The following is a 14,172-nucleotide window of genomic DNA, read 5'->3' on the forward strand; positions in this document are numbered from 1 at the left end:
CAATTAAAGTTACAAAAAGGTTACAAAAAAATGCTAAATTGTGTATAATGGTATAGTAAATAAAAAATAGGGCAACAAAAGCAAAATTGGAGTGATGAAAATGATTAAATTTACTAATGTAGATAAATTTTATTCAGATGGTAATAAGTCACTAGATAATGTAAATTTAGGAATAAAACAAGGCGAATTTGTGTTTTTAGTAGGACATTCAGGAGCAGGAAAGTCTACTTTACTTAAATTATTGACTAGAGAAGAAAAAATATCATCAGGAAGACTTTCTGTTTTAGGGGAAGATATAACTAAAATAAAAGCAAGCAAAGTACATAATTACAGAAGAAATTTAGGAATAGTATTTCAAGATTTTAGACTATTAAATGAAAAAACAGTCTATGAAAATGTAGAATTAGCGCTTAGGGTTGTAGGTACAAATGCCAAAGAAATTAGACCAAGAGTTATGGAAGTGTTAAAAAGAGTTGGCATAGCTGAAAAACATAGTAAATATCCACATGAATTATCAGGTGGGGAATCTCAAAGAGTTGGTATAGCTAGAGCTATAGTCAATAAACCATCTATAATAATTGCAGATGAATGTACGGGAAATTTAGATATACATAATTCTATTCAAATTTTAAAATTATTAAATGAAATAAATGAAGAAGGGATTACCGTCATAATGGCAACACATGATATAGAAATATTAAAGCTATTTCCAAAGAGAGTCATAGAGCTTAAAGAAGGAAAAATAATTAAAGATACAAAGAGGGAAAAATATGAAATTAATGTCTAAATTTTTATACAGTCTAAAGCAAGGAATAAAAGGTGCTTTTCACAATAAAACTATGACTATTATATCTACAATTTCTATATCTGCATCTTTAATAATACTAGGAATAGTTTTAACTATAGTATTAAATATAAACCAATTTATAAAATATGCACAAGATGAAATAAATGAAGTTAGGGTATCTATAGAAGAATTCACTAATGATGATGCGAGAATAGAATTAAAAAATAAAATTAAAGATATAAATGGTGTTAAAGGTGTTGAGTTTAAAACAAAAGAAGCTTCTTTTAACGATCTTAAAAGAAGTTTTGGAGAAGAAGCATATCTACTTGAAGGTGTACAAAATCCTTTAGAGGATTCCTTCCTTGTTACAATAGATAATCCAGAGAATATAAAGCAAATATCGAGAGAGATATCTAAGTTAGAAGGTGTAACAGAGATAACTTATTTTCAAGATATAATACAAAATTTCTTAAGTATATCAAGTACAGTTAAGAAATTTGGGTCAATTTTAATAGGGGGCTTACTATTAATATGCCTAGTAATAATATCTAATACGATAAAAAGTAGAGTATATAGTAAAAAAGAAGAAATACAAATTATAAAATATGTAGGTGGTAGTAACTTATTTGTAGTATCTCCATTTATAGTAGAAGGCTTTTTTATTGGATTAGTAGGAGCTACTTTAGCTATTGGTATATGTTTGGTTATGTATGGATATATAGTAGAAAATTTAAAGCAATTTATAAATCCAATAAACAATATTATGTCGGGTGCAGTCCTTCCATTGGCTTCTATATCATCTTCACTAATATCGACGCTGCTTATAACAGGAGTAGTTATAGGGGTATTAGGAAGTGTTATATCAGTTAAAAGACATTTAAAAGTATAAAGTAATAGGGGGACGATTGAGTGAAAAAAATATTGACAGTGCTAACAGTATGCTCTTTAGTATTTGGAACAACATATATATATGCAGATACTGAAGATAAAAATATAGAAACTAAACAAAAGAGTGTAGATGATAAATTAAACAAAAACAGAGAAGAGCAAACAACTTTAGAATCTAAAATAAGAGATTTAGATTTTAAAGTGAAAGAAATAGAAGGAAATATAAAAGAAACTAATGATAAAATAGAAAATTTAAATGGTGAAATAGAAACTACTAAAGTTGAAATAGAAAAACTAAACGAAAATATAAGTAAAAATGAAGAAGCTCTAGGTAAAAGATTAAAAGCAATAAACAATAATTATTCTATGGGATATATTAAGGTTATATTAAGTAGTACTTCTATATCAGATTTTTTCAATAACATATATGTAGTTAAGCAAGTTGTAGAACAAGATCAGAAGATACTAAAAGAATTAGATGAAAATAAATCAGAAGTAGAGAAAAAAGAAAAAGATTTAAATTATAAAAAGAAAATGCAAGAAGATTTAAAAATATCTCTAGTAGAAAATAATGAAAAGGTACAATCTGATAAAAGTGAACTAGAAGCTTTAAAGAGAGAACTAGAAACTGAAGAAGATAATTTACAAAATGAACTTGAAAAATTAGCAGCAGAAGCAGCAGCTAAACAAGCACAAGAAGCACAACAAAGTGCTGCATCAATTGATGAAAATTTAAATGGAGCAATAATATCAAGTGGATCTTGGCCAGTCCCAGGACATACTAGAATAAGCTCTCCATATGGATATAGGCTTCATCCAGTATTAAATGTTCAAAAGATACATACAGGTATTGATATACCCGCACCAAAAGGAACCCCAGCAGTAGCAACTGATAGTGGTACAGTTATATATTCAGGACCTAAAGGAAGTTATGGAAATACTGTAATGATACAACATGATAATGGAAAGGTATCATTATATGCACACAACGATCAATTACTAGTATCTGTTGGACAGAAGGTTCAAAAAGGACAAGCAGTAACTAAAATAGGAAATACAGGAAGATCAACAGGGCCACATTTACATTTTGAAATAAGAATAAATGGAAAGCATACAAATCCTATGCCATACATAGGGTAATAAAAAATAAGTATCTATTAAAAAATAATTTAATAGATACTTATTTTTTTATTTAGAAATAAATGAATTAAGTTGTACATTTAAATAAATATTAGCAAATTTTGTTCTAAAACATAATACATGTTATCATATAATATATGATTAGATAAACAAGAATCTAAAAGGAGTTTTACACATGGAAGAATATGTAGTTGTGGATTTAGAAACCACGGGTCTTGACCCATATAAGGGTTGCGAAATAATAGAAATCGGAATAACTGAGATAAAAAATAACGAAATAATTAGGAATTATTCAAGGTTTGTAAAACCAACTTCAGATATACCGCCATTTATAACAGATATAACTAACATAACTAATGATATGGTTAAAAATGAAGACCCTATAGAAAAAGTTTTACCTAGATTTAGAAAATATATAGGAAATAGGACTATAATAGCTCATAATGCTAAATTTGACTTAAAATTTTTAAATTATTATTTAGATAAATTAAATTTAGAACCTATAACTAACCATATATGTACATTAGAAATGTTAAAGGCTAATAAGGACTATAAAGGCAAAAATAAAAAATTAGAAACAGCATGTGCATATTATGGAATAGAAAATAAAAATGCACATAGAGCAGATAGTGATACATTAGCTACAGCTAAATTATTTTTAAAAATAAAATAAACAAAAAAGCAAACTATTATTTAAATATAGTTTGCTTTTTTGTTAGAATTTTATGATTTAAATTATTTTCATATAAGACATAAATTTATATCATTCAAAATAAAAAATTTTTAAAACTAATTATATTTAGTGGTTAATTTTTATTAAAACTCATAGTATATAGTATCTTAAAAAACCTTTAGGGGGTTAGACATATGAATTTTATAGAATTTAATATATCTGTAAGTGAGATAGAGTTTTCAATATTTAAAAAAATAAAAAATAAGAAGATATATATCGTTAAAAATAAATTAATTATACCGAAGTCTTTTGATATCGGGAATAGATTAAATTATATAAAAAAATTAGTAAGTACTATTATAAAAGAGCATGATATTAATAAATCCTATATAAATAAAAATGAATCAGAAAATGAAGATACTATACAGTTAATAAAGATAGAAGGTATAGTAGAGGAACTTCTATTTAATTGTGGGGTGGAAATATGCAAATAAATCCAAATGTTAACTTAAAGGTAATAAAAAAGATTAAATCTGAAGGGGTTAATTCAAATTTATATTTAGTAGAAGATACTCAGCTTGGATGTAAATTTATACTAAAGCAAATAAGTAAAAAAAAATTAAAATCTGCAGATAAATACTTTGACGAATCTAAGAAGATATATAGGTGCAATCATCCAAATATAATGAATATAAATACAGCATCTCAAGATGAAAATAATATATATATAACAATGCCATACCTAGAAAGAGGATCTTTATATAATTTATTAGAGAATAAAAGCTTAACCATTAGAGAAGTTATAAAGTATTCATTAGACTTTTTATCAGCAATACAATATATCCATTCTTTGGGTATAATACATTGTGACATAAAGCCAAATAATGTACTTATAAGTGATAATGATAATGCAATACTAACCGATTTTGGTTCGGCATTGTATTTAAATAATTCAGGAAATGCAAGGCTTAGAAATGTATATTATAAGCATATAGCTCCAGAGCAGTGTACAAATTCTATAATAGATAAAAAAATTGATATATATCAAATAGGTACTACATTATATAGAATGTGTAATGGAAATGAAGAATATAATAATCAAGCCAGAAAATATAAGGACTTAAATAGTTTAAAAATAGCATGCGCTAAAGGGAAGTTCCCTATAAGAAAAAAATATTTGCCTCATGTACCAAGAGAAATTATAAATATAATAGAAAAATGTCTTATGATAGATCCAAGGGATAGGTATGAAGATGTTTTAGAAATAATGAATGATTTATCTAGTGTAAGTAGAAACTTAGATTGGAGATATAAAAAATTAGAAGAAAATGACTTTGTATGGGAACTAGAAGATAAAAACTACAATACTTATATAAGGTTATACAAAGAAGATACAGTATGGAAAGTATTGAGTGATGGGAAAATTTATACAGTAGACACAAAGGCTAAGGGATATAAGCTTATAAGAAGTATTATAAAGAATAAAAAAATGACCTTACTTTAAACCGATCAAGTAAGGTCATTAAAAAGGGGTAAAATATATTATAAAAAGGGGTTTATTAGGGAATATATTTTATTTGGGGAGTAAATAATCGGTTATTAGGGGAATAACCTTGTATTTATAATAACAAGATTCGACAAAAAAAGCAATAGTAAATTTAAAAAAAGTTTTATAAAATTTTTATTTAAACTAAATTTAATTAAAAATTAAATTTAGTTTAAATAAAAATGTATAAAAATACATCTTCTGGATAAACTATAAAAATCTAGGAGGTATATATGAAAAAATCTAAATGTTTGCTTTTAACCTTATTATTTTTTATAGCTATGTCAAATACATCAATATGTATAGAAAAAAACAATATACTAAATAAAGATATATTAATAAATAATGTAGAAAAAGATGATATAAAAATAAGCATAGAGGATATAAATATAGTAGAGGAAAAAATAAGTGTAGGAGATGTTTACAATTCTTCTGCTATAATAAGTATGAATGTTAGAAATAATAGTAAATACGACATAGAATTATCTAATATAGATGTATATCCATATCAAGGCGGAAAACCAGTTAAGTATTTTGTTTCAACAGCTAATGAAGATATACAAGGATTTATAGGAAATATAAAAGGTGGAGAAGATAAAGATATAAAAATGGGAATAACACTTCATAATACTAAAGATCCTATAAAATTAGAGTTAAATAATATAGAAGATAAAAGTAAAGAACAAATTGTACATAGCATAAATATAAAGTAAAAAAGAAAAGCGTTGCTTTTCTTTTTTTTATGTATTATTCCATAGGTTGATGAATATCAACAGGACACTCTGGTTCATAAGTGCCGCAACCTATACAAGTATCATGTATAAAATAAGCTATAACAAAATCTCCTTTGCTATTATATATATTATATAATTTCCAAAAATCATTTTTTTTAGCCAAATAATATACAAATAATATATAAAGTTGCATAAACTAAGTATAGTCATAATCTTACAAATTTGTTCTTTGATTTATTTTGTATAACAATGTATAATTACTTTATAAATAAGGAGGTTTTATGAGTTATAATAATGATGATAATAAAATAAGACGGAAAAGAGTAAGCTCAAGTACAAGTAAAACAACAAATAAAACGGATAATAAAGTATTTAATAATAGAAGTGTAAGTGAAAAAATAAAAAATGAAAACACTATAAATAGAAGAACAAGAAGTAGTACTTATAGTTCTCGTTCAAGAGCTAAAAAAAGCAAGAGAAAAAAAAATAAAAAGTTATTAAAATTATTTAAAAATTTACTAATAGCAATGTTATTAGTATTAGCTTTAGTATCAATAGTTTCTAGTATTTATGTATTTACAGTGGTCAAAGGCTCACCTAAAGTAACTAAAGAGCTATTAGAGCAAAATTATATAAGTAGTGAAGTGGTAGATAATAATGATATACCAAAGTATTTAAAAGATGCTATTGTATCTATAGAAGATGAAAGATTCTATAAACATAATGGTGTAGATACTATATCTTTAGTAAGGTCTGTAGTACATAATTTACTAACAGATACAACTCAGGGCGGAAGCACTATAGAAATGCAAATTTCTAAAAACTTACTTACAAGTGATGATAAAACTATAAAAAGAAAGCTTAAGGATATGTTTAATGCAACTTCCATGGATAAAAACATATCTAAGGATGAAATATTAGGTATATACTTAAATAATATATATTTAGGTAAATCAGCCTATGGGGTAGGAAAAGGTGCTAAAGTGTATTTTGGTAAAGATGTTAAAGATTTAAACTTAGCTGAATGCGCTATGTTAGCAGGAATAACTAATAGTCCAGCAAAATATGGTCAATTTGTACAAGCAAAGAAAAGACAAGAAACAATACTTTATAAAATGCATGAACTTGGATATATAAATGATGCAGAATATGAAGATGCATTAACTAAAGAAGTAACTTTTGTATCTGAAATAGGTAAATAAGAGGTGTAATATGAAAGAGTATAAGTTTAATTATGAAGATAAAGAATATGTATTAAGTTTAGATAACTGTAGTGGTTTATTAAATGATGAAGAAAAGCCCGTAGATGGCATAAAATTAGAAAATATATTAGAAATGTTATCTAATGGCAGTGAAATAGATTTTGATATGGAATATTACCAAGAAGCTTGCCCAGAATGTCTAAAAGGAGTTAAGGAAAAGCAAAAGTTTTTTGGTTTTTTAGAATATCATTTTTATATATTCACTAAAAATGGAAAGTTTGTTATAAGTGATATAGATAAAAGTTATGAAGGATTAAGTTTTAACAAATTATTAAGAGCAGGTAAAGTTGATGACAGTTATATAGTTAGTATAATAATATGTGAAAACTGCCAAGATTATATAATACAAATAGAAAACTGTATAGTATAAATAAAAAAAGTCTACCATTGATCTGGTAGACTTTTTTTATTACATACAATAAGTTAAAAAGGATGCATCTACTTGTGCTGTTATCTTAACTATACCAGGTACTACATTTGTGATAGATGATTTAGATGAATAATTAATATTATTTAGCTGAGAACTTATTTCAGTAACTTTACAAGGTATGGGATTATAATTAAGAGAAAAACTTTTAGCTAAAATACTAGCTTTATCTTTAGCATCTTGAGTAGCTTTTTTTAATGCTTTATTATAGTATTCATTAGGATTAGATAAAGAAAAATCTATATATATTTCATCATTTGCACCATTTTCAACTACTAAAGAGTAAATATCATTAACTTTACTTAAATCATGAACTATTATAGTTATAAGTTGAGTTACAGTATAAGAAATTAATGTATTTTTTTCATAATCATAATTTTGAGTAGCAGAAATGTCTTTACTAAAAATATCATCCTTTGAAACACCATAATCAGAAAGACTATATAAAAGTCTGTTTAAAATTTCGCTATTTTTATCTTTTGCTATTTCTAAGCTCTTATCTTGAGAAGAGATTCTAACATTAATTTTTGCCATATCAGATTCTATATTTAAAGAACTTACACCTCTAACTGTTAACGAGCCCTTGTCAGAGGGCATATTAAATAGGCTATTTTTATATTGCATAAACAAAACCTCCATACTTTATAGTTTATTACTAAGTTTATATATTTAAATAAGTATACTTTAAATTATATTAATTAATAGAAATTTAATATGATATAATTAATATAAATTTTTAAAATGAGATAAAAGGGGAACTAAAGGTGGAAAATGTAATAGGGGTTATAGCGTCAAATATAGAGTTAAAAGAAAAAATAGAAACACTTTACCCAAGGGAAATAAAAAATAAAGAAATTATAATAGATATTATAGAATTAGATTTATTAGAAGAACAAGGAAAGATATTAGTTGACAAAGGAGCTCAAGTAATAATAGGTAGAGGTGGAGGATATAAGCTTATATTAGATACTGTAAATGTACCCATAATACCTTTAAATATGAAATCTATAGATTTACTAAAAGCTATAAAATTAGCTAGTACATATAAAAAGGAAATAGTTCTTATATTAGGGTATGATGAAGTAGATTTTGATTATATAAGTTTAAAGGATGTAATAAATATACGTATAAAGGAAGAATGGTTCAAATCTAAATATGAAATAAGAAGCAAGGTATTAAAATACATCGATAAAAAAGAAGGTATAGTTATAGTTGGAAGTGGAATAGCTTGTTCTTTTGCTAGACAGTATAACATAGATAATGTATTTATAAATGCTAGTGAAGAATCTATAACAGAGGCTATAGAATACGCTAAAAATATAATAAGTTCATTATCAAATGAGAAATTTAACAATCAAATGCTTATAAATATACTAGATGGAGTAAAAGATGGAATAATAGCTATAGATACAAAAGGCAAAATAATACTATTTAATGAAAGTGCAAAGAAAATATTAAATACAAAAAAGGAAGAAGTATATAAGAAAAATATAAAAGATGTATTTCCTTGTATGGATTGGTTAGTAGAGGCTATGATTAAAAATGAGAGTCATAAGCGTAAGATAAGAAATATAAATAAATTGACAGTAAACACAAGGTCAGTACCCATAATAGTTGATGGACAAGTTCAAGGAATAATTGGAATACTTCAAGATATAACTAATATACAAAGTTTAGAAAGAAAAATACGTATGGATTTAAATAATAAGGGGCTCTGTGCTAAATATACATTTGATGATTATATATTCAAAGATGAAATAAGTAAAGAACTTGTAGAAATGGCTAAAAAGATTGGTAAAACAGAATTTACGACCTTATTATATGGAGAAAGTGGTTGTGGAAAAGAAGTGTTAGCACAAAGTATGCACAATATTAGTCAAAGAAAAGATAAACCTTTTGTGGCTATAAATTGCGCCACTATATCAGAAAGTTTATTAGAAAGTGAATTATTTGGATATGAAGAAGGAGCATTTACAGGAGCAAAAAAAGGTGGGAAGCCAGGGCTTTTTGAACTTGCTCATGGAGGGAGTATATTTTTAGATGAAATAAATAGCTTACCTATAAATATACAAACTAAATTACTTAGGGTTATAGAAGAAAAAAAGATAATGAGAATGGGGTCAGATCGGGTGATACCTCTAGATATAAGGATAATGGCTGCTACTAATGAAAATCTAAGACAAAAAATAAAAGATAAAACTTTTAGAGCTGATTTATTTTATAGATTAAGTAGCCTAGAGATAAATATACCTCCACTTAGAAAAAGAAAAAAAGACATAGTATTTTTGTTTGAATATTTTGTGAGAAAAATGATAGAAGAAGGTGGTTTTTCAAATCTATCTTCTATCAGTGATAACTTTCAGCTAAAGCAAGAAGAGGTTAATCTATTAAATAATCACAATTGGTTGGGAAATATTAGAGAGCTAAAGAATGTAGCACAAAAATATGTATTAACAGGTAAAATAGAAATATTATATGTGGAAGATGAAGATAATAAAGTGGATGAATATAACTTGAATACATGTAATAGTCAATTTGAAAATATAAATTACGAAAAAATAGGTATTGATATAAAAGAGATAAATAAATATGTTGAAACAAAGATTATAAATATATTATTATCTCAAGGATTAAACAAAACACAGGTGGCAAGTATCTTAGGGATAAGCAGAACAGCTCTTTGGAAAAAATATAAAGATAATGATTAATGTGTTAAAAAATAGTAACTAATGTTAAGATTTATTAACATAAAAAATTATCATCGAAGGTAAGTCATTATAAATAATAAGATTCACATAAGTATGAAACTAATAAAAAACAAGCCTACTTAAAAAAAATTGTTTTTTATTAGTTTATATTAATTATTAGTTTATTATAGTAAATTAATTCAAATATTTGAATATTTGGCACAAGTGTTGCTTTATATTAAGGGTGAAAGTAAATAATTATAGGGTGGTGGGAATATTATGCAAAGTATGGCGGCTAAGCATTCTATATGGCCAAGAGAGAAAGATATAATATTTGATTTATCAGGGAGAGCTCAAAGAGCTGAAAAGAATATAGGAAGAGAAAATGTTATAAATGCTACTATAGGAGCATTAATGGATGACTATGGAAGATTAATAACTTTAGATACAGTTTATAGTGAGTATAAAAACTTAGAAAATGCAGAAATATCTGCTTATGCAGCACTTGAAGGTCAGCCAGATTATCTTGAAGCTGTTAAAAAAGTAGTTTTTAAAGATTACATGCCAAATAGTTATATAAGAGCAGTAGCATCTCCAGGAGGAAGTGGAGCTATAAAATTAGCTACTTGGAATTATACAAATCCAGGTGATGAAGTATTAACATCAGATTGGTTTTGGAGTCCATATGTAAGCATTACAGAAGAAATAGGAAGAACGGTAGGAACTTATGAGTTATTTGATGAAAATAATAATTTCAACTTCAAATCATTTAAAAAAGAATTTTTAAGAATAGCAGATAAACAAGAAAGAATATTTACAATTCTAAACACACCAGCACATAACCCAACAGGATACAGCATATCAGATAATGAATGGGATAAAATAATAGGATTATCAAAAGAAGTAGCTCAAAATAAAGAAAAGAAAATAATATTGTTTGTTGATATAGCATATATTGATTTTGCTAGTGATGATAATGCTAGTAGAATGTTCTTTGAAAAGTTCTCAAATCTACCAGAAAATGTATTGGTTATAGTAGGATTTAGTATGTCTAAAGGATTTACAGCTTATGGTATGAGAATGGGAGCAGCAGTTTGTATAACTTCAAGTGAAAATGTAGCAGAAGAATTCTACTATGCTTGTGTACACTCTTGCAGAGCAAATTGGTCAAATTGCAATAGAGGAGCTATGGCAATTATTTCCAATATAGTAAATAATTCAGAGAAGTTTAAGAAATACAATGAGGAAAAAAATACGTATAAGGAAATGCTAAAAAGAAGAGCTAATGCATTTGTAGAAGAAGCTGAAAAAGTAGGGCTTGATATACTTCCATATAGAGATGGATTTTTTGTAAGTATACCTTGTGAAAATTCAAGAGAAGTATGCGAGGAATTAACTAAAGATAATGTATATATGGTACCTTTAAAAGCAGGGCTTAGATTTGCTGTTTGTGCAGTAAATGAAAATAAATGTAAGATAGCACCAAGTATAATCAAAAATGCGCTTGAATATGTAAAAAGTCAGAAGTTGGTAGAAAATAGATAATAATACTAAATGTATTATATATAAATTAGTTAAAAATATAAGGGAAATAGATTTAAAACTAAGATATATGGGGGAATTTAATATGAAAAAACTAATGACTGGTAATGAAGCCATAGCTCGTGGAGCGTATGAAGCTGGTGTAAAATATGCATCTGCTTATCCTGGAACTCCAAGTACAGAAATATTAGAAAATATAGCTACATATAAAGATTCAATAGTAGCTGAGTGGGCACCAAATGAAAAGGTTGCACTTGAAGCTGCAATAGGAGGATCTATTGCAGGTGCTAGAACAATAGCATCTATGAAACATGTTGGACTTAACGTTGCAGCAGACCCATTATTTACATTTGCATATACTGGAGTAAATGGGGGAATGATATTAGTTTCTGCTGATGAACCAGGAATGCATTCTTCTCAAAATGAACAAGATAACAGAAATTATGCTAAATTTGCAAAAATTGCCTTATTTGAGCCATCAAATAGCCAAGAAGCTAAGGATATGATAAAAGAAGCATATAGAGTAAGTGAAGAATTTGATACTCCAGTATTATATAGAGTTACAACTAGATTATGTCACTCAAAGGGAATAGTAGAGTGCAGTGATAGAGTAGAAGTTGGAATAAAAGATTATGTTAAAAATCCTCAAAAGACATTAACAGTACCAGCACATGCAAGAGTACTTAGACATTCAGTAGAAGAAAGATTAGAAAAACTAGAAGAATATTCTAACAATACTTCTTTAAATTATTGTGAAATGAATGATAGCAAAGTAGGTGTAATAGCATCAGGAATGTGTTATATGTTTGCTAAAGAAGTATTTAAAAATGATGCATCATATATGAAGCTAGGATTTACAAATCCATTACCTATAGAAAGAATAAAAGAGTTTGCATCTAATGTAGAAAAAATATATGTAATAGAAGAGAATGATCCATTTATAGAAGATCAACTAAAAGCAGCTGGCATAGATTGTATAGGTAAAGACTTATTCCCTAAAATGGGAGAAATGACTCCAGATGTTCTTAGAAAAGCTGTATTTGGGAAAACAAATGATACAATAGAATATAATAAGGAATTAGTAGTGCCAAGACCTCCAGGTCTATGTGCAGGATGTCCACACAGGGGATTTTTCTATGAGTTAGGAAAGAGAAAAAATGTATTAGTATCAGGAGATATAGGATGTTATACATTAGGATTTGCACCTCCATATAATGCTATGGATACAGTAGTATGTATGGGAGCTAGTTTAAGTGCAGGTCATGGAGCTCAAAAAGTATTTAATATGAAAAAAGATAACGAAATGAGAGTAGTTGGTGTACTTGGTGACTCCACTTTCTTCCATACAGGAATCAATTCATTATTAGATGTAGTATACAACAAAGGTAATTCAATATCTGTAATATTAGATAATAGAATAACTGGAATGACAGGGCATCAACAAAATCCAGGAACAGGATATACATTACAAGGAGAGGTTACTGAAATAGTTGATATAGAAGGTTTAGTTAGAGCTTGTGGTGTTAAGCAAGTTAGAACAATAGATCCAAATAACTTAAAAGAAGTAAAAGAGACGCTAGATTGGGCATTTGAATTAGATGAACCTTCAGTGATAATAACTAGATGGCCATGTGTACTTAAGAGATTCTCTAAAGAAGACATAGAAGAATTTAACAATCCATTTACAAATAAATGTGATATAGATAAAGATGCTTGTATAGGATGTAAGATATGTATGAAAACAGGTTGTCCTGCTATATCATTTGACAAGGATGAAAAGAAAGTAAATATAGATAAAAATCAATGTGTAGGATGTAATGTATGTTCTCAAGTATGTCCTAAAGATGCAATATCTAATAATGGATTAGCTAAGGAGGTAAACTAATATGACAAAAAGTATACTTTTAGTTGGAGTAGGTGGGCAAGGAACTATACTTGCTAGTAAATTATTAACTACAGGGCTTATGGAAGCTGGATATGATGTAAAAATGAGTGAGATACATGGAATGAGCCAAAGAGGAGGTTCTGTTTCCTCTCAAGTTAGATATGGATCTGAAGTATATTCTCCAGTTATAGAAATAGGTGGAGCTGACATATTAGTTTCTTTTGAAAAAATGGAAGCTTTAAGATGGTTAGAGTATTTAAAGCCAGGGGGAAAAATAATATACAATAACTATAGAATGGATTCTATGCCAATACTTACAGGAAAGGCCGAATACAAAGAAGAAGAAATAGAAAAAGAATTAGAAAGATTAAATGGAAGCTTGTTAAATGCAGCAGAAAAAGCACTAGAACTTGGGAATGCTAAAGTAATGAATATAATCCTTTTAGGTGCATTAGTTAAATCTATGAACTTAGAAGACATAAATTGGGAAAAAATAATAAAAGACAATGTAAAAGAAAAATTTGTAGATATAAATATAAAAGCATTTAATGAGGGGATGAAACTAGTAAGTAATGAAGCTTTAGCTTAAAAATCATAAAAC

14 protein-coding genes are annotated in these 14,172 nt (G+C 27.0%); 13 read left to right on the top strand and 1 reads right to left on the bottom strand.

Features of this window, described 5'->3' with window-relative positions:
* Positions 1-100 precede the first annotated feature (100 nt).
* The 9 genes from ftsE (at position 101) to ABCP60_RS01030 (ending at position 7,400) form a co-directional block, all read left to right on the top strand.
* A complete protein-coding gene (ftsE, locus tag ABCP60_RS00990; RefSeq protein ID WP_092926985.1) occupies positions 101-787 on the top strand; it encodes a cell division ATP-binding protein FtsE in 687 nt (228 codons plus the stop codon).
* Entirely contained in the window at positions 771-1,676 is a 906-nt protein-coding gene (gene ftsX, locus ABCP60_RS00995) for a permease-like cell division protein FtsX (protein ID WP_092926983.1), read from the top strand. The genes ftsE and ftsX overlap by 17 nt, the downstream gene beginning before the upstream one ends.
* Positions 1,677-1,696: 20 nt before the next feature.
* Positions 1,697-2,815 (top strand): M23 family metallopeptidase, encoded by a 1,119-nt coding sequence (locus ABCP60_RS01000; protein WP_092926981.1) that lies wholly within the window; start codon positions 1,697-1,699, stop codon positions 2,813-2,815.
* Positions 2,816-2,990: 175 nt separating this feature from the next.
* On the top strand, positions 2,991-3,488 hold the full coding sequence (locus tag ABCP60_RS01005) for a 3'-5' exonuclease (protein WP_092926979.1): 498 nt from the start codon (positions 2,991-2,993) through the stop codon (positions 3,486-3,488).
* Positions 3,489-3,682: 194 nt separating this feature from the next.
* Positions 3,683-3,982 carry a hypothetical protein gene (locus ABCP60_RS01010; protein WP_092926977.1) on the top strand — a complete coding sequence of 100 codons (300 nt, stop codon included), beginning with the start codon at positions 3,683-3,685 and terminating at the stop codon, positions 3,980-3,982.
* Positions 3,973-4,992, top strand: a complete 1,020-nt coding sequence (locus ABCP60_RS01015; protein WP_092926975.1) for a serine/threonine-protein kinase — start codon at positions 3,973-3,975, stop codon at positions 4,990-4,992. Before ABCP60_RS01010 ends, ABCP60_RS01015 begins: the two co-directional genes overlap by 10 nt.
* A gap of 275 nt (positions 4,993-5,267) precedes the next feature.
* The gene (locus tag ABCP60_RS01020) at positions 5,268-5,747 is read left to right on the top strand and encodes a hypothetical protein (protein WP_092926973.1); all 480 of its coding nucleotides are present in this window, start codon (positions 5,268-5,270) and stop codon (positions 5,745-5,747) included.
* Positions 5,748-6,049: 302 nt separating this feature from the next.
* On the top strand, positions 6,050-6,970 hold the full coding sequence (locus tag ABCP60_RS01025) for a biosynthetic peptidoglycan transglycosylase (protein ID WP_092926972.1): 921 nt from the start codon (positions 6,050-6,052) through the stop codon (positions 6,968-6,970).
* 10 nt (positions 6,971-6,980) lie between these two features.
* Positions 6,981-7,400 carry a DUF3785 domain-containing protein gene (locus ABCP60_RS01030; RefSeq protein ID WP_092926971.1) on the top strand — a complete coding sequence of 140 codons (420 nt, stop codon included), beginning with the start codon at positions 6,981-6,983 and terminating at the stop codon, positions 7,398-7,400.
* 39 nt (positions 7,401-7,439) lie between these two features.
* Here ABCP60_RS01030 and ABCP60_RS01035 read toward each other — a convergent pair whose 3' ends face one another.
* Entirely contained in the window at positions 7,440-8,081 is a 642-nt protein-coding gene (locus ABCP60_RS01035) for an SIMPL domain-containing protein (RefSeq protein ID WP_176698701.1), read from the bottom strand.
* A gap of 140 nt (positions 8,082-8,221) precedes the next feature.
* On the opposite strand from ABCP60_RS01035, the gene ABCP60_RS01040 reads away from it, so the two are divergent.
* From ABCP60_RS01040 to ABCP60_RS01055, 4 genes are all read left to right on the top strand, one after another.
* Entirely contained in the window at positions 8,222-10,165 is a 1,944-nt protein-coding gene (locus ABCP60_RS01040; RefSeq protein WP_092926967.1) for a sigma 54-interacting transcriptional regulator, read from the top strand.
* Positions 10,166-10,423: 258 nt separating this feature from the next.
* Complete coding sequence (locus ABCP60_RS01045; RefSeq protein WP_242871344.1) at positions 10,424-11,689, top strand: aminotransferase class I/II-fold pyridoxal phosphate-dependent enzyme; 1,266 nt, start codon at positions 10,424-10,426, stop codon at positions 11,687-11,689.
* An 82-nt stretch (positions 11,690-11,771) separates the two neighbouring features.
* Positions 11,772-13,571 (top strand): indolepyruvate ferredoxin oxidoreductase subunit alpha, encoded by a 1,800-nt coding sequence (gene iorA / locus ABCP60_RS01050; RefSeq protein ID WP_092926963.1) that lies wholly within the window; start codon positions 11,772-11,774, stop codon positions 13,569-13,571.
* A 1-nt stretch (position 13,572) separates the two neighbouring features.
* Positions 13,573-14,160 (top strand): indolepyruvate oxidoreductase subunit beta, encoded by a 588-nt coding sequence (locus ABCP60_RS01055; RefSeq protein WP_092926961.1) that lies wholly within the window; start codon positions 13,573-13,575, stop codon positions 14,158-14,160.
* Positions 14,161-14,172 lie beyond the last annotated feature (12 nt).

Origin of the sequence: Romboutsia sp. MSSM.1001216sp_RTP31141st1_G3_RTP31141_220114 (genome assembly GCF_039031195.1) — a bacterium.
Lineage (GTDB): Bacteria > Bacillota > Clostridia > Peptostreptococcales > Peptostreptococcaceae > Romboutsia_C > Romboutsia_C hominis.